At 60.7% G+C, this 18,312-nt stretch carries 17 protein-coding genes; 4 read left to right on the plus strand and 13 right to left on the minus strand.

Annotated elements, in window-relative coordinates:
- Nucleotides 1–942: 942 nt before the first annotated feature.
- The 10 genes from QOZ81_RS03140 to QOZ81_RS03185 all read right to left on the minus strand — a co-directional run bounded on the left by QOZ81_RS03140 (nt 943) and on the right by QOZ81_RS03185 (nt 9,797).
- The gene (locus QOZ81_RS03140; protein WP_291207703.1) at nt 943–1,326 is read right to left on the minus strand and encodes a hypothetical protein; all 384 of its coding nucleotides are present in this window, start codon (nt 1,324–1,326) and stop codon (nt 943–945) included.
- An 848-nt stretch (nt 1,327–2,174) separates the two neighbouring features.
- Nucleotides 2,175–2,672: a hypothetical protein gene (locus QOZ81_RS03145; protein ID WP_291201743.1), complete on the minus strand. Its 498-nt coding sequence runs from the start codon at nt 2,670–2,672 to the stop codon at nt 2,175–2,177.
- A 662-nt stretch (nt 2,673–3,334) separates the two neighbouring features.
- Complete coding sequence (locus tag QOZ81_RS03150) at nt 3,335–3,799, minus strand: DUF4760 domain-containing protein (RefSeq protein ID WP_300714480.1); 465 nt, start codon at nt 3,797–3,799, stop codon at nt 3,335–3,337.
- Between the two features lie 561 nt (nt 3,800–4,360).
- Nucleotides 4,361–4,762, minus strand: coding sequence for a hypothetical protein (locus QOZ81_RS03155; protein WP_291201729.1), 402 nt, complete (start codon nt 4,760–4,762; stop codon nt 4,361–4,363).
- 1,713 nt (nt 4,763–6,475) lie between these two features.
- Entirely contained in the window at nt 6,476–6,784 is a 309-nt protein-coding gene (locus QOZ81_RS03160; RefSeq protein WP_291207700.1) for a hypothetical protein, read from the minus strand.
- 138 nt (nt 6,785–6,922) lie between these two features.
- Nucleotides 6,923–7,444 carry a hypothetical protein gene (locus tag QOZ81_RS03165; protein ID WP_300714688.1) on the minus strand — a complete coding sequence of 174 codons (522 nt, stop codon included), beginning with the start codon at nt 7,442–7,444 and terminating at the stop codon, nt 6,923–6,925.
- A gap of 159 nt (nt 7,445–7,603) precedes the next feature.
- Nucleotides 7,604–7,894 (minus strand): hypothetical protein, encoded by a 291-nt coding sequence (locus QOZ81_RS03170; protein WP_291207677.1) that lies wholly within the window; start codon nt 7,892–7,894, stop codon nt 7,604–7,606.
- 126 nt (nt 7,895–8,020) lie between these two features.
- The gene (locus tag QOZ81_RS03175; RefSeq protein WP_291207674.1) at nt 8,021–8,587 is read right to left on the minus strand and encodes a hypothetical protein; all 567 of its coding nucleotides are present in this window, start codon (nt 8,585–8,587) and stop codon (nt 8,021–8,023) included.
- 169 nt (nt 8,588–8,756) lie between these two features.
- Nucleotides 8,757–9,173, minus strand: a complete 417-nt coding sequence (locus QOZ81_RS03180) for a hypothetical protein (protein WP_291201726.1) — start codon at nt 9,171–9,173, stop codon at nt 8,757–8,759.
- A gap of 159 nt (nt 9,174–9,332) precedes the next feature.
- Nucleotides 9,333–9,797, minus strand: a complete 465-nt coding sequence (locus QOZ81_RS03185) for a hypothetical protein (protein WP_291201737.1) — start codon at nt 9,795–9,797, stop codon at nt 9,333–9,335.
- A gap of 748 nt (nt 9,798–10,545) precedes the next feature.
- On the opposite strand from QOZ81_RS03185, the gene QOZ81_RS03190 reads away from it, so the two are divergent.
- The 3 genes from QOZ81_RS03190 (at nt 10,546) to QOZ81_RS03200 (ending at nt 13,358) form a co-directional block, all read left to right on the plus strand.
- Nucleotides 10,546–11,523, plus strand: a complete 978-nt coding sequence (locus QOZ81_RS03190) for an integron integrase (RefSeq protein ID WP_291201723.1) — start codon at nt 10,546–10,548, stop codon at nt 11,521–11,523.
- Between the two features lie 112 nt (nt 11,524–11,635).
- Nucleotides 11,636–12,976: a M48 family metallopeptidase gene (locus QOZ81_RS03195; RefSeq protein ID WP_291201720.1), complete on the plus strand. Its 1,341-nt coding sequence runs from the start codon at nt 11,636–11,638 to the stop codon at nt 12,974–12,976.
- A 10-nt stretch (nt 12,977–12,986) separates the two neighbouring features.
- On the plus strand, nt 12,987–13,358 hold the full coding sequence (locus QOZ81_RS03200) for a metallopeptidase family protein (protein ID WP_291201717.1): 372 nt from the start codon (nt 12,987–12,989) through the stop codon (nt 13,356–13,358).
- Between the two features lie 17 nt (nt 13,359–13,375).
- Here the strand turns inward: QOZ81_RS03200 and QOZ81_RS03205 are convergent, their stop codons facing one another.
- A complete protein-coding gene (locus tag QOZ81_RS03205; RefSeq protein WP_291201714.1) occupies nt 13,376–14,206 on the minus strand; it encodes a hypothetical protein in 831 nt (276 codons plus the stop codon).
- Nucleotides 14,207–14,264: 58 nt separating this feature from the next.
- On the minus strand, nt 14,265–15,053 hold the full coding sequence (locus tag QOZ81_RS03210) for an SHOCT domain-containing protein (RefSeq protein WP_300715339.1): 789 nt from the start codon (nt 15,051–15,053) through the stop codon (nt 14,265–14,267).
- A 127-nt stretch (nt 15,054–15,180) separates the two neighbouring features.
- On the opposite strand from QOZ81_RS03210, the gene QOZ81_RS03215 reads away from it, so the two are divergent.
- A complete protein-coding gene (locus tag QOZ81_RS03215) occupies nt 15,181–16,071 on the plus strand; it encodes an acyltransferase (RefSeq protein ID WP_291201705.1) in 891 nt (296 codons plus the stop codon).
- A 412-nt stretch (nt 16,072–16,483) separates the two neighbouring features.
- On the opposite strand, the gene QOZ81_RS03220 is transcribed toward QOZ81_RS03215, so the two are convergent.
- Complete coding sequence (locus tag QOZ81_RS03220) at nt 16,484–18,181, minus strand: hypothetical protein (protein ID WP_291201702.1); 1,698 nt, start codon at nt 18,179–18,181, stop codon at nt 16,484–16,486.
- Nucleotides 18,182–18,312 lie beyond the last annotated feature (131 nt).

Raw genomic sequence — 18,312 nt, forward strand, 5'->3', positions numbered from 1 at the left:
AAGCGATCAATGGTGTACAGAATGAAGATAAGTAATGAATCCAGCGTAGGACGGGAGATCCTGGGGAGTAGTGTTCAATCAAATAAACGGGAGCCCCAAACAGAAGGCTTACCACAAACCCTGAGACAACTGTTCGCCATAGAAACGACCACCAAATTGTCGCTATAAAGCGTGGATGGAATCGCTTTTGCGGGAAGAGCTCAGCCATGGGTGTTCCCTTTGGGTAGAGGCCTAACGAAGGAAGCTAAGCGGCCACGCCTGCACCGAGACGATGAGCGGAACCGAGATAGCGAAATGCTGAGAGAGAGCGGAAGGCAATGCAGGCGGGGTCCGACTTGAGCGGAGGGTTAGGCAAGCCATGAATCAATGCTTGAGGTTTATTGGACGGAACAACACAATGACAGCTTTGGATCGCCAACCACGGGTTAGATAACTAGTGCCAACTTGGACTGCTTGGCCATTTGTACTGGCAATGTTCCAGTCTTGGCTGCCCCCGGCAGAAATCGAGTAATCGATCATTTTCGGAGTATTGGGTATCTGGAATGACATCTTTGTCCTAATGTCGAGCCGGAATTTCGGTGATGAGAACGACACGCTGCATTTCTCGAGTGATTCGAGCCATCCGTGTACTTCGCTGAGGTCTTCGAGTTCAGAGGAAGGCAAAGCATTCAAGCCGTCTTCGGACTTCGCTGAAACAGGAAGTCGTTCTGATTTGATTACGAAGTATTCGAATGCAAGCTGATCTGCCCAGGCCGATGAAGAGGCCATGAGTATGAGCGCAAGGAGGACTGAACGAGGTGATCTGCTCATTGGTTGCCTAACGAATGAAGCTAAGCGGCCACGCCTGCGCCGAGGCGATGAACGAAGCCGAGGTAGCAAAAGGTTGAGAGAGAGCGGAAGGCAATGCAGGCGGGGTCCGACTTGAGCGGAGGGTTAGGCCGATCACAGAGGAGTAGCGGTAGATGAAAGCCTAGTGAAAGAGGAGACACGACAGAAAATTATTGCCACGACCAGCACTGGTGCCAAACCAATGAACATGACACCGACCGATAACGGCGTGATGAGTGCAATCCAGACCAGTACGGATCCAATCACGGTGCTCAGTGAGCGGCGAAAATGGCGCCCTGAGATTCCAAAATGCACGATGGGGCCGACCACTAGACCAATGACCATTGCCACAGGACACAGAACCGTAAGGACAAACGGATTCGTCAGTGGCTCCAGAAATGGCCCTTTTCGAGCAGCGTCAGTTGCGGGCAGTGAGAACCAGACCATCACGACGAAGAAAACAGCTGCAACGAAACTGAAGCCCACGGCGAAAAACATCGTGGCTGGAAGTGGGAGAGGGTTCTCGTCTGGATGGCGCATGAGGCCTAACGAATGAAGCTAAGCGGCCACGCCTGCACCGAGGCGCTGAGCGGAGCCGAGATAGCGGAATGCTGAGAGAGAGCAGAAGGCAATGCAGGCGGGGTCCGACTTGAGCGGAGGGTTAGGCAGCGGCGAAGACTCATGGTTCCGGGATTGCCGGGATTGAATTTCTAAACCAAATAAGGGCCTTAGCGAATGTGTACGGTTTCTCACTGATTACAATTTGTTGGAATTCGCCTTTGGTCCTCAGAATCGATTCGGAGGTAAGTTTATGGCTTGCCAGATCGCGGTTTAAATGAAAGTAAGCTACCGCTTCCTTCCCATCCTTATCGTATTGAATTTCAAAGATGTATTCCAAGTCAGCAGATCTGAAAAGACTAATCCCGACGTGATCACATGAACTCACTTCAGACAAGGTCATTCTGAAAGCCCTAGCCCAGATTTGTAAGTCAGGGGTTATAGGCTCGGGAGGCGTAATTCCATGGAGGGAAAGGCAACAAAATAGGAATGAAAATGCAATACATCTAGGTGTTCGCATCCATCCGTCCTTTCATGTGCGATAGTGCGCTGCCTAACGAACAAGGCTAACCGGACCGCCTGCGCCTGGGCGCGGAACGGAGCCGGGAAAGCCAGAGGATGAGAGAGAGCGGAGGACATGGCAGGCGGGGTCCGAGTTGAGCCGAGGGTTAGGGCGATGTTGGATAGAATTCGCCATCATCTCCTCGGACCCTGGCTCGAATGGGGCGGTGGAAACGAGGATAAGGGCAGGGAGATGAAGTCGCATCGAGAGCCCTTACGAGAGAAGTTCAGGGGACTAGATGGACGGTGAAATCCACATGGAGATCATTGTTCATCCAGGGGTCAAGGGCCATGGCCCTAACGGTGATTTCTCGCGGACCATCAAGGATAGCTGGGGCAGTGTAAGAAAAGGCCCAATGGGTGCCATCCAATTCGGAAATGAGGACTGTCCCTAATGGGCTGGAAGTCACTTGGGCCGGAATGAGTTCAAACCACTGCTGAAGGTCTAGGGGGCGAGGATTCAAAGTTACGACAAATTTGGCATTTTCTCCGGGGTGCAGTGTGGCAATGTTTGGAGTGCCACCGTTTTCAACGGCCAGTGCCTCATACAGCATTGGCGTTGTCTTTTGCTCGACATGAATGGGTATGTTCTGGCTACGCTCCCACAGGTGACTGATGGGGCTTTTCACCTCGATGCTGAATTGGACGGTAAGGCCCCCCGTTGGCACCTGGGAGGGCGGAACGTACCAGCCATAGATCGGTAGGAAGTCGCCGCCGAGGTCCACGGGCTTTCGTTCGATGTCTAGAAGAGTGCCAGGTCCTTCCAGGTGCCAACGGACACCTTCCGACCCCGAAGGGCTCACGCTGAATGCGATAGGAGTCCCATAGGATCCTTCAGTTGTTGATGTTCCGCCATCCCATCTAAATGAAAGGGTGTTCTCCCCAGAAGGACTCTGAGGGGCGGCATCGCCTGGTGGGAGGCAGGCGAGGAGAATGGGCAACATAATTACTGGAGAAACCCACATTAGCCTTCGTGATACCTTCATGGCTTCACCGTTACGCCGGGGTTAGGCGCATCTGTCATAACCCCTTGAGGCCCTTGATTAAACCAGGGATTGCGAACCACAATCCAAAACAGGAACCCATGGTGGTAATGAGAATGAAAAGGATGAATTTGTATGGATCTTCCTTTCGTCTGATTGGATCGCCAATTCGAGATACGAAAATTCCAGAGCGCATCGAGGTAAAACTGAATGCCAATCCAAATACGGCGAAGACGGCCATCAACGCTTCGTGGATATGGTTCATGTGCGGCCTAACGAAAGAAGCTAAGCGGCCACGCCTGCACCGAGGCGATGAGCGGAGCCGAGATAGCGAGCTGCTGAGAGAGAACGGAAGGCAATGCAGGCGGGGTCCGACTTGAGCGAGGGGTTAGGCCGTTAGAAGTTCAAAATTTAAACTCTCGGTTGTCGAATTTGAATTCGCGTTCACGAATTTTCATATCCATCACGAATGCGCGAAATAATGCCCAATAGTGGCTATCGCGATTAATGTTAGTCCAAAAATATTTGCACTCCCAACATCGCAGTGCGTAGTAACCAAACATGTAATGAGCCAACTGTTTGCGAATTAAACCGGAATTGACAAATAATGCAATTTCTTCAAAAAAACCAAGTAAATCTCGTTTTGATTTAAACTCCATTTCAGCAAGCTTCGGATCATTCATGTCAATTAAAGAACATAGTTCAAGAAATTCTTCATTCTCTTTGAAACGTTTTCGCAAGGCGATAAAGTGTTCAGCACGTTTTTGGGCCCCTTGTATTGTGTATTCAGCCACAGCCTTAACAAGAGTACCAAGGGCTATGATTGTTCCACCAATCGTGGCGATATCCTTCCAGGTATCAAGCGCCATAGTGAACTCCTAATGGAACGGCCTAACGGAATGAGGTAACCGGCCCCGCCTGCACCGAGGCGATGAGCGGAGCCGAGGAAGGGGGAAGCTGAGAGAGAGCGGAAGGCAATGCAGGCGGGGTCCGAGTTGAGCGGAAGGTTAGGCGTGGGAGGTGCCTTAATTTGTGGACTATTGTGATTCACGAATCAGCGGTATGACTCAACTAGTTCCCGACCATTCGCTTGTACAAAGCAAAGCACTTGGTATTTCCGCTATGGCTTCCTGTGGGCCTTCCACATCCCAGATGTGCTCGTAGCCACCTGTTGAATAGTCAGCTACCACCACAGTGGTACCCCATTTGGCCAACCAGGCCATGACCCACTTGTAGTCAGGTGGGTCTGCTTCATTGGGGGCCATTACCAAAATGGTGGCTCGGCGTAGGGTTGGGAACATGTTGATTTGACGCCTAACGAAAGAAGCTCACCGGCCCCGCCTGAACCGAGGCGCTGAACGAAGCCGGGGAAACGAGAAGTTGAGAGAGAGCGAGAGGCAATGCAGGCGGGGTCCGAGTGGAGCGGAGGGTTAGGGCGCTATATCGTGTGTGAGCCCAATAAAGTTCCAACCATCAGATAACGTGATAGATTCACGACCCTTTGAATCTGCCACACCGGACCATAGCTTTTTCTCGTATGAGCCGCTGAAGGGTGCATTGACGAAGTAATCAGAGTCGATAATGGAAAACTTGGCATCTACATGTTTGCCGGAGATAGTGCCCACCACTTTGTATTCCACCCCGTCGGAACTGATCATTGTTGTGCTAAGGCGCCCATTTTTGATTGTCACCTTGGCTTTGCCTTGTTTTATGTTGTAGGTGTTGGCATTGGATGAAACCCAAACGAAGGCCCAATCCTTTTCTCCTGCGAAACCCAGCGTGCAGAGTGCAAGGAAAAGGAGCGTGGTGCGGAATCTGAATGGCTTAGTCATGCGGGAGCCCTAACGAAAGAAGCTAACCGGATCCCGCCGCGGCTGAAACGCTCGGTGGAGCGGCTAGATGGAATTACCAGGGAGAAGGACCCGGCCGCTTGCGGCGGGGTCCGGGTTGAGCGGAAGGTTAGGCAGGGCGTAGCGTTGGATTGAGCGTGGAAACGAGCAACTGAGGCATTGGTAGCTTGCGTAGGGACGAAGCATACCGCCAGGTGGTGTTGGGCTGAAGGAGAATGCCCTTGGAGTGGCCGAACCGTATTGAAAATGCCGCTGAACGGGATTCGGGGTGCCCACCCCGGCAGGACTGAACCAGAGCCGCTGGGCGGAGCAGACGATGGATGGTGTTTTGCGGCGCGCCAGAATGAGCGACTGCGTTGAGAAGAAACCTTACGGGGCGATCAAAGAGCCGAGAGGCGGAATTCAAAGCGAAACCGTTTGAGAGGAGGCCACGGCAGAGGCCTAACGGATGAAGCTAAGCGGCCACGCCTGCACCGAGACGATGAGCGGAGCCGGGATAGCGAAATGCTGAGAGAGAGCGGAAGGCAATGCAGGCGGGGTCCGACTTGAGCGGAGGGTTAGGTGGCCCACGCGCAGACTACAACTAGGGAGTCATAGAACACTGGAGCGAATCTAATACGAGCAACTCGTTTTGGACCGTGAACCTGAACGTGCAGTTTGAAATATCTTCGTCGTTTGATCGAGTGATTTTGAGTTCACAGTGCTTAATGCCATTGGTGATCGTGGTTTGCCCAACAATTCGATTCTGACCTACGCCAAAGTAGGCTAGATGCACGCTGAGAATATCTAGGATTTTGGCAGACCCTTTCTGACCGAAATTACCGCAACAATGGGAACCAGGTGGGAGAGCCGAATTCGAGGCGGCTAGGAGATATCGAAGGACAGCTTGCGTTTCCTTTGGATTTGATTCATCGGCCTTCGGACGCGCCGTTAGAAAAGAGCAGCAAAGGGTCAAGGCCGGAATCAGGTATTGAACCCTCATTTGTAGACTCCTATTGGCGGGCCACCTAACGGATGTGGCTAACCGGTCCCGCCTGCGCCGGGGCGCTGAGCGGAGCCGGGGAAGCGAGATGCTGAGAGAGAGCGGGGGCCAATGCAGGCGGGGTCCGGGTTGAGCAGAGGGTTAGGCAGCCAGTCGAGATTTACAGATGTGCATGGCATAGGGCCCTCCCCTCCAATCTACGGTTTGGACAGCCAGCCCAGGTGCAAGGCTCCTCCGAGAATCCGTTATTGCCAAGCACAAGTAGGAACTGTCGTGTTGAGCGTGCCTTCTGAATGGAAGGAAGTTCATCGGTTTTGAACGCAAAGCCGGGTTCCAAGTCCTCCTCTGGAAAGACCTCGATGTACCAGCGTTGACCACATAAAGAGCAGCGGTAGTCAGTCGACCCAAAGGCCAGAGGTGGCTCGAATGGGCCGGTTGGTAGGCCCTCAAAATAATTCTGGAAATTCCTCACACCAGCATCGCTGGTGAATGCGCCGGGGAATTGAGGGTCGATTAAGCAAGCTGGGAGTGAATCACAATTACACATGGCTGCCTAACGAACCAGGCTAACCGGCCCCGCCTGCACCGAGGCGCTGAGCGGAGCCGAGGAAGCGGGAAGCTGAGAGAGAACGGGAGGCAATGCAGGCGGGGTCCGAGTTGAGCCGAGGGTTAGGCCGACGGGAAGGCTTGCTGGTATTGCACCACACACGGGGCTAGTCCTCTGCACTAAGCACACAGACAAACTCTAAATCGGAGATAGATTTATGGAGCGGCTTCAGGGGAGCGGTTGAGCCTTTGAGAATATAGAAGTAGAAAGGGAAATCCTTCATGGATTCGACGAACACCTCGGAATGGTTTTGGACGAACAGAATCTCTGATTGAGCGTGGGAGAACTTGAAATACTCACCACCCCCGAGATTTAGACCATCTCGTAGCTCCATTCCGTAGTCAGGCAAGCACTCCTGCTTGACCAAAGCGGCTAATTCATTGAAGGTGCGCTCACTTTTTACGAACAGCTTCATGTTTGGCGGCCTAACGAATGAAGCTAAGCGGCCCCGCCTGCACCGAGGCGATGAGCGGAGCCGGGATAGCGGAATGCTGAGAGAGAGCGGAGGGCAATGCAGGCGGGGTCCGACTTGAGCGGAGGGTTAGGCTGCCGATCACTTCGAGCGAGGAATGCTTTCAGGGTGAAGGCGCCTCAAAATGTCTTGGAGATGCCCACCTTTGGGATAGTAGAAATCTACGAACACGCAATTTCCATTTTCAACGGCTACCTGGGGGGTAACAGCCAGACTGCCACGCTTTCCCTTTCTGTCTCGAGTGAAGACTTCTACCCAATATAAACCCTGCCATTTCCGAATACTTCCAACCATGTATGAAGGGGCTGGATCTTGCGTGTTCAGGAATGGATCAAAGTCGAGCCCGTCTATCTCCCCTTTCGCAGCTGCTTGAGCCTCTGCGTCTTTCTTCAGCTCTTTAAGAAGGAATGGATGAAATAGCTCAGGCTTTCTTCTAAGTGCAATGTTCGAAGATGGCTCCTTTTGATCTGCCAATGCAAGCGGAACATACCAGTCGTAAAATCCGGTTACTACTTTTCGAATGAGATCCTCGGTTGGATCGGCAAAGCAGTTCTGGCCCACGGAGAAGGCCATGATTACCGGAAGGAGGATTGCTCGATTCATGCGAAGCAGCCTAACGAATGAAGCTCACCGGCCCCGCCTGCACCGAGGCGCTGAGCGAAGCCGAGGAAGCAGGAAGATGAGAGAGAGCGGAAGGCAATGCAGGCGGGGTCCGAGTGGAGCGGAGGGTTAGGCGGCGGGACCGGAGTTCGGGTTTGATTTTCAATCGAGTGATTTCAATAACCTGTTGAAGCCGAAAAATATGGCGGCAGCAGACAAAATCAGCATGGTCGAGTTTACGCCGACTCCAACATAGAAATCCGATGGATCGTCTGCACGTGAATAGTAGAAGGGGCGCCCCACTTTACTGACCCCCTGATAAACCTGGGTCGAAATGCATTCTTTGAGTCGACGCCCAAAAACGAATGCGCCGAATGGACCCGCCGCAAGCGCGAACACAGCAACAGTGAAGCTTTTGGTTGCTCCCGAATCCTTGATGTTGGTGTCTGCCATTGTTTGGCGCCTAACGAATGAAGCTCACCGGCCCCGCCTGCACCGAGGCGTTGAACGAAGCCGAGGAAGCGAGAAGATGAGAGAGAACGAAAGGCAACGCAGGCGGGGTCCGAGTGCAGCGGAGGGTTAGGCGTCGGGGAACAGTTCGGTAGATCCAGACCACCCATCAACATAGAGACCGAATGCATCTTCAGGTGGAATCGCCTGGGTAAGGATTGTTTTTATTTGGATGACAGTTTCAACGGCACGTTTTGCGTTGGCGAGAGTAACTTGCTTTTCAAGCTTAGACTCTGGCATATCAAATAAACGCTTATCATGTTGTTCTTGAGTAAGTGTAACTTCTTCAACTACATTTTCAGGTTTTGCATGTGCAATCTGATTACGGAATTTGATTAACCAACGAGCCGATACCCAAGGTTCAGATTCCTTGGTGAATTCGATATTCAGATGCTTGGTTAGCAGACGAAGTTTTGCTATCGGGGAGCCACTTTCAAAGTCTTGCCAATCTAGAATTATTCTCTCACCTATGGTGTTACACAATGATTCAACCGCGAGGGAAGAGAATGTAATGGCTACAAGCATGTTGTACATATAGCCTGGGCTCTTTTGTTCTGCTGCCTCGCATGCTCGAAAGGCAGTGCTGATTAACATGTGGTGAGCGGAAAAGGGCCGCTCTTGCTTGCGCTTCAACATGCGTGGCTTGGTCATGAGACGCCTAACGAATGAAGCTAAGCGGCCACGCCTGCACCGAGACGATGAGCGGAGCCGAGATAGCGAAATGTTGAGAGAGAGCGGAAGGCAATGCAGGCGGGGTCCGACTTGAGCGGAGGGTTAGGCAACCGGAGCGTTTGCCCAAAGTGTACTAATAAATTTTACGACCATGTTCGCCCCATGTGGTTTTTTCGAACCGCCTGTTTTGGAATCGGACCATTCCATCGCCCAATTCCACCTCTTCTGTTTTGAGGTCAAAGACCTGGCCGTTTGGACTTAGGAAGAGAATCTTCCTTTGTTTGAGTTTAGATGTGGTCGCGTCGAGGATGAATATCGAGTTGTCTCGGTACGAATACCCCTCGTATTTGAACCCATCCATCCCGAAGCCGAACTCATCAGTAAAATTACTTTCCCATAAATTGGTATTTGGCCGGTCTGGGTGGCTCTTGGTGAGCCCGATCGATTTACGGTCATGGAGGTCGAAGGATTTATTGCAGGAGACACACAATGCTGTGATTGCTATTACCGGAATCGCGATCGAGCATTGGCGTTCGTGAAATGTCATCATGGCACTCCACTCAATGGGTTGCCTAACGAATGAAGCTAAGCGGCCACGCCTGCACCGAGACGGTGAACGGAGCCGTGATAGCGAAATGCTGAGAGAGAGCGGAAGGCAATGCAGGCGGGGTCCGACTTGAGCGAGAGGTTAGACGCCCAGTCGAGATGTTCATACAACCGGTATTTCAGGCCAGAGTGTAGATCGAAAGGCTTTGATGGACACGCCATATGGTAGGGCAATACCTTCGCTACCTTTAAGGAAACGCCAAAGCGGGGCCTTGCCTGGACGCCTTGAGGCGGAATTCGGCCCCTCCTCTATGATTGGAACCGATTCAATCAGGATGGAATCGTTGGCAGGAACCCGAACGAGTGTGAATTGAGTTAGCCCAGGCAGTGCGGAGAGCCAACGATCAAAATCAGCCTCTGGAATCGAAACCGACACACGAACGAATTCCGGTTTTTGATTCGCCCCCAGAGAAACTTGAAGCAGGATGTCGGTAGAGCAAACCCCGTTCATTGGGACTTGGAACCAATGAATTGCGACAGCCTTGCCCTTGATAACCCTTGTTTCTGTTTCACCACAACTGCCGATATGGCAGACGATGACAGTAAGGAATAGGGCGAGTGGTCTCATGGGCGGCTAACGAATGAAGCTCACCGGCCCCGCCTGCACCGAGGCGCTGAACGAAGCCGAGGAAGCGAGAAGCTGAGAGAGAACGGAAGGCAATGCAGGCGGGGTCCGAGTGCAGCGCAAGGTTAGGGCGATCAATAGGGTTTGATTTGATTCCATTCTTTGCGCTTGTATCGGGACCACATAGAACGAGCAATTATGAAGCGTGTGCCAAAAAATGTGAGGAGGAGTACGGCCGCGACTGCAGGTGTTGTCCGCCAAGGCCTAACAAGGTACCCGACAAGTAAAGCTGTAGCTAACCCACCTAGAAAACTGGACCAGACAAGAGTTGTTAGCTCGCCATAGAGAATCCCAGCACGAGCCGCCAGGTCATTTTCTTCATTCCATCCCGGCCGCCAAAAAACCAATTCACCGGCAATCGCCGAGAACCGTCTTGCTGGCTTAATGCCCGGTGATGTGATGTAGCGGTGCTCGAATGGCATCGAGAGCCCTAACTAGTAATTGGACGACGGGGTGGGGGTGGGGTGGAGTTCGCCTATTCGGGAGACGGGGGGGAGCTGGTTGGGTTCGGTCGGTGGGGGGATAGGCGAACTGCGGAGGGGGCTTGACTGGCGAAAAAAAAGCGATAGATTGTTGTATCTCGGGGAGATAAGGAGGGCTTAGGTCGTCCTTAGTTTACTGCAATAGGCGAACTGCAAGGGCGGGGCGGCGGGGCATGGTGAACCTGAATAGGCAGACCGGTGGAAGGCGGATGGAGGGCCCCCATTCGAGCCCGCCCCGGCTGTTCGACCTGGTGCGCGAAGCCATCCGGATCCGGCACTACAGCTTGCGGACCGAGGATGCCTACGTGGACTGGGCGCGCCGCTTCATCCTGTTCCACGGGAAGCGGCACCCGCGCGACCTGGGGGCGCCGGAGGTGCAGGCCTTCCTCTCCCACCTGGCCGTCGACCGGCGGGTGGCGGCCTCCACCCAGAACCAGGCGAAGGCCGCCCTGATCTTCCTCTACAAGGAGGTGCTGGCCGTCGACCTGCCCTGGCTGGCGGACGTGGTGCATGCCAAGCGGCAGCCCAGGCTGCCGGTGGTCCTGACGCCCGCGGAGGTGCGCGTCCTCCTGGACCAGATGGAGGGCGTGATGGGCCTGGTGGCGCGGCTGCTCTACGGCACGGGCATGCGGCTGATGGAAGGGCTGCGGCTGAGGGTGAAGGATCTGGATTTCGTGGGGCGGGAGCTGGTGGTCCGCGAGGGGAAGGGCGGCAAGGACCGGGTGACGGTGCTGCCCGCCAGTCTGGTGGCCCCGCTGCGCGCGCACCTGGAGCAGGTGCGGACCCTGCACGCCTCGGACCTGGCCGAGGGCTTCGGCGAGGTCCTCCTGCCCGACGCCCTGGCCTCGAAGTACCCGGCCGCCGCGCGGCAGTGGGGGTGGCAGTGGGTCTTCCCCTCGGCCCTGCGCTCGGCGGATCCGCGCACGGGTGCCATCCGCCGCCACCACCTGCACGCGGAGAGCGTCCAGAAGGCCGTGCGGCTGGCCGCCCGCGCCGGCGAGCTGGCCAAGCCGGTGACGCCGCACGTGCTGCGGCACAGCTTCGCCACGCACCTGCTGGCGGCGGGCCACGACATCCGCACGGTGCAGGAGCTGCTGGGGCACGCGGACGTGGAGACGACCATGATCTACACGCACGTGCTGAACCGCGGCGGCCGCGGCGTGGCGAGCCCGCTCGACGGGCTGTAGCCGCCGGAACGGTGTGGGGGGCCGCTTCTAAACGGAACCCCGGGCCGGGCGTAGGCCTTCCCAGATACCCTGGCCCTGCCATGTCCAGACACCCGCTTCCCGGAGGGAACCCATGAAGGTCCGACCCCCTGTCCTGGGCCTGAGCCTTTGCCTGCTGCTGTCGGCGGGCCTGAAGGCGGCCGAACCGAAGGCGCCCGCGCCACCGGCGCCGGCGGTGCTGACCGTGCCGCCGGAGGCCCAGCCGGGGCCGGCCTTCAGCGTGGACGCCGCCACCGAGGCCTACCTGGCCCAGATGCCGCCGGGGGCCAAGGCGCGATCCGACGCCTATTTCGAAGGTGGCTACTGGCTGATCCTCTGGGATTTCCTCGTGGCCTCCGCGATCTCGCTGCTGCTGCTGACCCGGGGCTGGTCGGCCCGCATGCGCCAGCGGGCCGAGCGCATCACCCGCTTCCGCTACGCGCAGGCGCTGCTCTACTGGGTGCAGTACGTGGGCCTCACCTACCTGCTCAGCTTCCCGCTGGTGGCCTTCGAGGGCTTCTTCCGCGAGCACCGGTACGGCCTGTCCACCCAGACCTTCGGCGCCTGGCTGGGGGACGAGGCCAAGGGCCTGCTGGTCACCGCGCTGCTGGGCGGCCTCGCCGTGGCCCTGCTCTTCACCATCGTGCGGCGCCTGACGCGGACCTGGTGGATCTGGGGCGCCGTGGCCTCCCTGGCGATCATGGTCGTCGGCATCCTCATCGGGCCGGTCTTCCTGCAGCCGATCTTCAACACGCCCAAAAAGCTGGATGATCCCCGGCTCACGGCGCCGATCCTCAGCCTGGCGCGGGCCAACGGCATTCCGGTACATGACGTCTACCAGATCGACGCCTCGAAGCAGACCAACCGGATGAGCGCCAACGTGAGCGGCTTCGCCGGCACCATGCGCATCACGCTCAACGACAACCTCATCCGGCGCGGCGCGCCCGAGGAGATCCAGGCGGTGATGGGCCACGAGATGGGCCACTACGTGCTGAACCACATCCCGAAGATGATCACCTTCCTCGTCATCGTGATCGTCGCGATGTTCGCCCTGCTGCGCTGGGCCCTGGCCTGGTCCCTGGCGCGCTGGGGCGGGGGCTGGGGCATCCGGGACGTGGCCGATCCCGCCATCCTGCCTCTGGTGACGCTGGTGATGGGCCTCTTCTTCTTCGCCCTCACGCCGGTCCTCAACACCTTCATCCGCACGCAGGAGCACGAGGCGGATCGGTACGGCGTCGCCGCCAGCCGCCAGCCGGACGGTTTCGCCCTGGCCGCCCTCCACCTCGGCGAGTACCGCAAGATGAGCCCCACGCCCCTGGAGGAGTTCCTCTTCTACGACCACCCCAGCGGCCGCAACCGCATCCACCGCGCCATGGAATGGAAGGCCGAGAACCAGCAGCTGTTCGCCCCGGCGCCGGCGGCACCGAAGGAGTAACCTTCCTCCCATGCACGTGTCCGACCGCGCCTTCCGCAGGCTGGTGGACGAGGCGCTGGCCCTCGTCCCGGCGGAGTTCCGGCCCTACCTGGCGGGCGTGCCGGTGGTCATCGAGGACTGGGCGCCGGACGCGCTGCTGGACGAGCTGGGCATCCCGGAGGACGACACGCTCTACGGCCTGTACTCGGGCCGTTCCCTGACGGAGGGCCCGCCCGAGCCCGGCGACCTGCCGCCCCGCATCACCATCTACCGGGGCCCTCTGTTGGAGGACTGCGAGGACGAGGCGGACCTGCGCGACGAGATCGCCACCACCGTCATCCACGAGCTCGCCCACCACTTCGGCATCGACGAGGACCGGCTGGAGGAGCTGGGCTGGGGGTGATGCCTGGAGACTGACCCCTACAGCGTCTTCAGGATGGCGTCGCGCTTCTCCTGGTATTCGGCCTCGCTGAGGAGGTTCTCGTCGCGCAGCTTCTTCAGGGCGCGGAGGCGCTGGGCCTGGGCTTCGTAGAAGGCCTCGTCCCGCACGGCGGGGCCGGGGGCCGGGGCCGGAGCTGATGCCGCAGCGGCTTTGGGGGTGGCGGGCGCGGCCGGCGCCACCGCGGCGGCCGGGGCCGGCACCACCGCGGCGGCCGGGACGGGGGCCGGAGCCAGGGGGAAGCTCAGCCAGTCGGCGCGGCGGCGGGTGGCTTGGGGGGCTTCGAGCGCCACGCCGGAGGCGGCGGTGCGCGAGCCGTAGGTGAAGGTGGGCAGGGTCCGGTCCGCCGAGTAGCGGTCCATGAAGGTCAGCCGGGCGTCGTGGACGATGAGGTTCAGGGCGCCGTCCGCCACGAAGAGCCGCGCGGTGAGGCCCACGGGCATCTCCATGAAGCCGCCGCCGCGCTTGTAGGTGCTGAGCAGGATCAGGTCGTGGCCGGGCCGGGCCAGGGCCAGGGCCTCGCGCAGGGGCCGGGCCAGGCCCTTCAGCTCATCCTTGGCGAAGAGGGGGATGCTCTGGCCCTCCACCGTGACCTGGACGGGGCCCAGGGCGGCCACCAGGGCCTCGTCGCCGAGGCTGGCGGGGTGGGCGTTGGCGGGGGCGCCGGGCTCGGCGGGCACCAGCTTCAGCCAGGTGAAGTTGGCGAGCCGCCACTGGGTCTGGTCCGGCTCCGAGGCCAGGGCGCTGGGCGGGACGAGGGCCAGCAACGCCGCGATCATCCATCCCCTGCTGGTCGTCCCTGTGGTCCGCATGCGTCCTCCCGGTGGCGACCAGGATAGCGCCACCCGGCCTCCAGCCGGATCCGGCCGCCTACAGGGCCTTGAGGATGGCCTCGCGCCGCTCCTGGTATTCGGCGTCGCTGATGAGGTTCTCCTCGCGGAGGCGCTTGAGGGTGCGCAGGCGCTGGGCCTTGGCCTGGTAGGCCGCGTCGTCGTCCGTCGCGGCGGGCGGGGCCGGGGGCCTGGGGGCGGTGGCGGCGACGGGTGCCGGGGGGACCGCCGCCGGGGCGGGCGGGGCCGCAGGCCCGGGGGCGGCCAGGGGGAGGGCCAGCCAGTCGGGGCGCAGACGCGCGGCGCCCGGGGCCTGCAGCACCTCCGGGGAGGCCTTGGCGCGGGCGCCGTAGGTGAAGCTGGGCTGGACGTTCATGGCCTGGTAGGCGATCAGGAACTCCAGTCGGGCGTCGTGGACGAGCAGGTGCAGGGCATCCCCCTGCACGAAGAGCCTGGCCGTCAGGCCCTCGGTCGGCTCCATGAGCCCGCCGCCGTGCCGGCAGGTGCTGAGCAGGAGGAGGTCCTCGCCGGGTCGGGCCTGGGCGAGGGCCTCGCTGAGGATCGGCGCCAGCTCCTTCAGCTCATCCCGGCCGAAGAGGGGGACCTGCTTCCGGTCCACCTGCACCTTCACCGGCGCCAGCAGGGCCCGCAGCGCCTCGGGGCTGAGCTGGGCGGGGTGGGCGCTGGGCGCGGCGCCGGGCTCGGCGGGCACGCGCTTCACCCAGGTGAAGGCAGCCGGCTGCCACAGGACCTGGCTGTCCTGGGCCCGGACGGAGAGCAGGACCAGGGCCGGCAGCAGCAGCGTGAGCGTCCATCGCCTGAGTCGCATGGAACTTCCTCCGGGCCTTCGTCCACCAGGATAGCGGGGCGGAGCCCCGGCTGCGCCCCGTGCGCCGTCACCCCCCGCGGACCCGCTATGCTGATCGATCCGGTCCCGGGACCGGTCGGGGACGGGAATGCTCAAGCGGCTTGGGTCCACCTTGAAGGGCAGCTTCGCCAGCTCGGTGCTGGCGGCCAACACCATCGCCATCTTCTCGGGCATGATCCCCTTCGCCCTGCTGAAGCTGGCGCTGCCCTTCGCGGCCGTGCGCCGGGTCGTGGACCGGGTGCTCATGGCCCTGGCCCAGAGCTGGGTGGGGGTGAACGGAGTCTGGATGGCCCTGGTGCAGCGCATCCGCTGGGACGTGCAGGGCCTCGAGGGCCTGCGCCGCCGGGGCTGGTACCTGGTGAGCAGCAACCACCAGAGCTGGGTGGACATCCTGGTGCTGCAGAAGGTGCTCCACCGGCGGGTGCCCTTCCTGAAGTTCTTCCTCAAGCGCCAGCTGCTCTACGTGCCGGTCATGGGCCTGGCCTGGTGGGCCCTGGACTTCCCCTTCATGAAGCGCCGCAGCGGCAGCCGCTCGGCGGACCTGGCCACGGCCCGCAAGGCCTGCGAGAAGTTCCGCCTGGTCCCCACGTCGGTGATGAACTTCCTGGAGGGCACGCGCTTCAGCCGCGCCAAGCACGACGCGCAGCAGTCCCCCTACCGGCACCTGCTGAAGCCGAAGGTGGGCGGTCTGGCCACGGCGCTCAGCGCCATGGGCGAGCGCTTCGACGCCCTGCTGGACGTCACCATCGTCTACCCCGGCGGCGTGCCCACCTTCTGGGACCTGCTCTCGGGCAAGGTGCGGCAGGTGGTGGTGCGGGTGCGCGAGCTGGAGATCCCGAAGGACCTGCTGGGCGGCGACTACGAGGGCGATCCCGCCTTCCGCGCGCGCATGCAGACCTGGGTGCAGGCCATGTGGGCCGACAAGGACGCCCGCATCGAGGAACTCGTCTCCCCCGGGCAGAGCCCCGCAGAGGCATGAGGGACTGCATCGGGAACCGAGAGGGATTGGGAGCTCGTCGTGGTGCTGGGCGGGAGTGAATGAAAGATTGGAACACCGATGAACACCGATAACTGCTGATGAACACAGATAAAGCACGCAGGTTGTTGGTTCATTCAGGAATGGTTGGGAGCGGGGCATCGTGGGCTATTACACGAAGGGGTCGTAGTGTTCGCCGCGCGGGCCCGCCGGAGGCGGCTTCCGGCCTGGCCGGAAGTGATCCCGAGGGCGCCTGGATCGCGTCCAAAAAGCGCGCCTCAGGCGCCCTCGGGGTACAGCCCGTGCGATGCACGGACGCCCCATCTCGATCGGTGTTCATCATCTTTTATCGGTGTTCATCGGTGTTAAGCAGGTCTGCTTTTCAGCGACCGCCTTGTTCTGGTTTCACCCAGGCTCAGCTCAGCATCAGGGTGCCGAAGGGGCTGCCCAGGAGGGGCGGCAGGCCGGCCTCCTTGAGCTCGTAGAGGCCCGCCATGCCGGCGTCGGGGTGGCGCCTGGCGCCGTCGGGGATGGCCAGCCCCTGGAAGCAGACGCGGGCGGCGAGGTTGGCGATGAGGGCCGCCTCGTCCTCCGCCTGGGCCTGCTCGGTGCGGAAGGCGCGAGCCACGACCTTGTGGTGGCGGAGGCGCTTGCGCAGTCGCGCGAGCAGGCCGGCGTAGGCCTCGAGCGGCAACGGGGCGCCCAGGCGGGTCAACCGGTCCAGGGTGGCGAAGGCGTGCAGCTGGGTCTGCACGGGCAGGGTGCTGCCGTGGCCGTCGCCCTGCAGGCGCTCATGGAGGACCTTGAACGCCTCCAGGGCCGCTTTCAGGTGGGGCTTGGCGAAGCCCGCGGCATGGGCCAGGTGGGCGCCGAAGAGCAGCCGGGTGCCGCGGTCGCCCAGCTGGTAGGGGGCCTCCATGGCCGCCTCGAGCACGGTCTCGTAGGCCTGCCGGACGAACCGCTCCATGAGGATGCCCGGGGTGAAGTTGCGGATCCGGGCCGCGTGCGTGAGGGTGAGGACCAGGCGCACGAACTGGCCGTCGGCGATGCGGGTGTCCATCAGCAGTTCCGCCTGCACGCGGTGGACGGCCTCGAACAGGTGGGTGCGCCCTTCGGCCTGGCCCTCGTCCCCGGCCAGTCCGCCGTCGGCGAGGAAGAGGTCCGCCGCGTAGGGCAGGTGCCAGCCGGAGGCGGCCACGGAGCTGGGCACCAGGGGCCGCATGCGGGCCACCAGGGCATTCAGCCGCTCGCGGTTGCACCACAGGTAGGCGCGCTTGGGCTCGTCGCGCGAGGCCCGGAGCAGGCGCACGAGGAACGCGATCTTCGCCCGCAGGGAGCGCAGCTCGGAAAAGACGGACACCCGGTCATAGGCCTCCAGCAGGTGCTCGTATTCCGACACCAGGGCCGAGGGCCGCCCGCCCCGGGCCATGCCCTCCAGGAGGTGGGACAGGAGGCTGGCGGGGTCTTCGCGGAAGTGGGAGGAGCTGGCGCTGCGGTGGGTGAGCGGCCCGAAGGCCGTCTGGAGGGCCGCCTCGAAGGCCTCCATCACGGGGGCCTCGGGCAGGGCCGCCTCGCCGGCCGGCGTGAGGGTGTAGAAGCCCCCGGGCTCCACGTGGGTGCCGGGCGGGGCCTGCTTCTGGATGGTGTCGATCTCGCGGTCGGTGTCGGCCAGGCGGTCCAGGCACTCGCGGCCCTCCACCTGGATGTACTCCTGGATGCGGTCGAGGTGGGCGGGGATCTGGTCCAGGTCCTTCACGCCGCGGACCTGGATCTTCAGAAGCTCGAGGAGGTCCAGGAGGCGCACCACGTCGGGATCGTCCGGCCCCGGGGGCGGCGGGACCCCCACGCCCAGCAGGCCCGCGAAGCGCGACCGGGGCGCCATGCGGCGGTGGAGGCGCTCGGCGCAGCCCCGGGCCTCCAGGATGTGGCGGTGGGTCTCCTGCAGGGCCTCGTACCGGGATTCCAGGCTGACCTGCTTGGGCCGCTCGTCCTTCTGGATCAGTCCCCGGGCCAGCAGCTCGTCCAGGGCTTCGCCGCCGATGGCCTCCAGGCGCACCGTCTCGGTGGCGGCCAGGGTCTGCAGGCAGTCGAGCCAGGTCGGGGCGGGTTCCATGGGGGGCGGGTCGGTTCCAGGCAGGCGCCACGGGCGCTGGCATGTCATCGGCCCGCGGGCAAAGAAACCCAAGAACGGGACTTTGGGGCCTGGAACTTGGGAGATGGCCTATCCGTGGCTTCATGGGCCGG

The sequence above is a fragment of the Geothrix sp. genome (assembly GCF_030219325.1).
Lineage (GTDB): Bacteria > Acidobacteriota > Holophagae > Holophagales > Holophagaceae > Geothrix.

Coding starts and splice junctions, on each gene's coding strand:
- QOZ81_RS03175 (WP_291207674.1), bottom strand. CDS start 8,587: ATGTTGAAGCGCAAGCAAGAGCGGCCCTTTTCCGCTCACCACATGTTA.
- QOZ81_RS03155 (WP_291201729.1), bottom strand. CDS start 4,762: ATGACTAAGCCATTCAGATTCCGCACCACGCTCCTTTTCCTTGCACTC.
- QOZ81_RS03160 (WP_291207700.1), bottom strand. CDS start 6,784: ATGAAGCTGTTCGTAAAAAGTGAGCGCACCTTCAATGAATTAGCCGCT.
- QOZ81_RS03190 (WP_291201723.1), top strand. CDS start 10,546: ATGGAGGGCCCCCATTCGAGCCCGCCCCGGCTGTTCGACCTGGTGCGC.
- QOZ81_RS03215 (WP_291201705.1), top strand. CDS start 15,181: ATGCTCAAGCGGCTTGGGTCCACCTTGAAGGGCAGCTTCGCCAGCTCG.
- QOZ81_RS03195 (WP_291201720.1), top strand. CDS start 11,636: ATGAAGGTCCGACCCCCTGTCCTGGGCCTGAGCCTTTGCCTGCTGCTG.
- QOZ81_RS03170 (WP_291207677.1), bottom strand. CDS start 7,894: ATGGCAGACACCAACATCAAGGATTCGGGAGCAACCAAAAGCTTCACT.
- QOZ81_RS03205 (WP_291201714.1), bottom strand. CDS start 14,206: ATGCGGACCACAGGGACGACCAGCAGGGGATGGATGATCGCGGCGTTG.
- QOZ81_RS03140 (WP_291207703.1), bottom strand. CDS start 1,326: ATGTTTTTCGCCGTGGGCTTCAGTTTCGTTGCAGCTGTTTTCTTCGTC.
- QOZ81_RS03185 (WP_291201737.1), bottom strand. CDS start 9,797: ATGAGACCACTCGCCCTATTCCTTACTGTCATCGTCTGCCATATCGGC.
- QOZ81_RS03210 (WP_300715339.1), bottom strand. CDS start 15,053: ATGCGACTCAGGCGATGGACGCTCACGCTGCTGCTGCCGGCCCTGGTC.
- QOZ81_RS03180 (WP_291201726.1), bottom strand. CDS start 9,173: ATGATGACATTTCACGAACGCCAATGCTCGATCGCGATTCCGGTAATA.
- QOZ81_RS03220 (WP_291201702.1), bottom strand. CDS start 18,181: ATGGAACCCGCCCCGACCTGGCTCGACTGCCTGCAGACCCTGGCCGCC.
- QOZ81_RS03200 (WP_291201717.1), top strand. CDS start 12,987: ATGCACGTGTCCGACCGCGCCTTCCGCAGGCTGGTGGACGAGGCGCTG.
- QOZ81_RS03150 (WP_300714480.1), bottom strand. CDS start 3,799: ATGGCGCTTGATACCTGGAAGGATATCGCCACGATTGGTGGAACAATC.
- QOZ81_RS03165 (WP_300714688.1), bottom strand. CDS start 7,444: ATGAATCGAGCAATCCTCCTTCCGGTAATCATGGCCTTCTCCGTGGGC.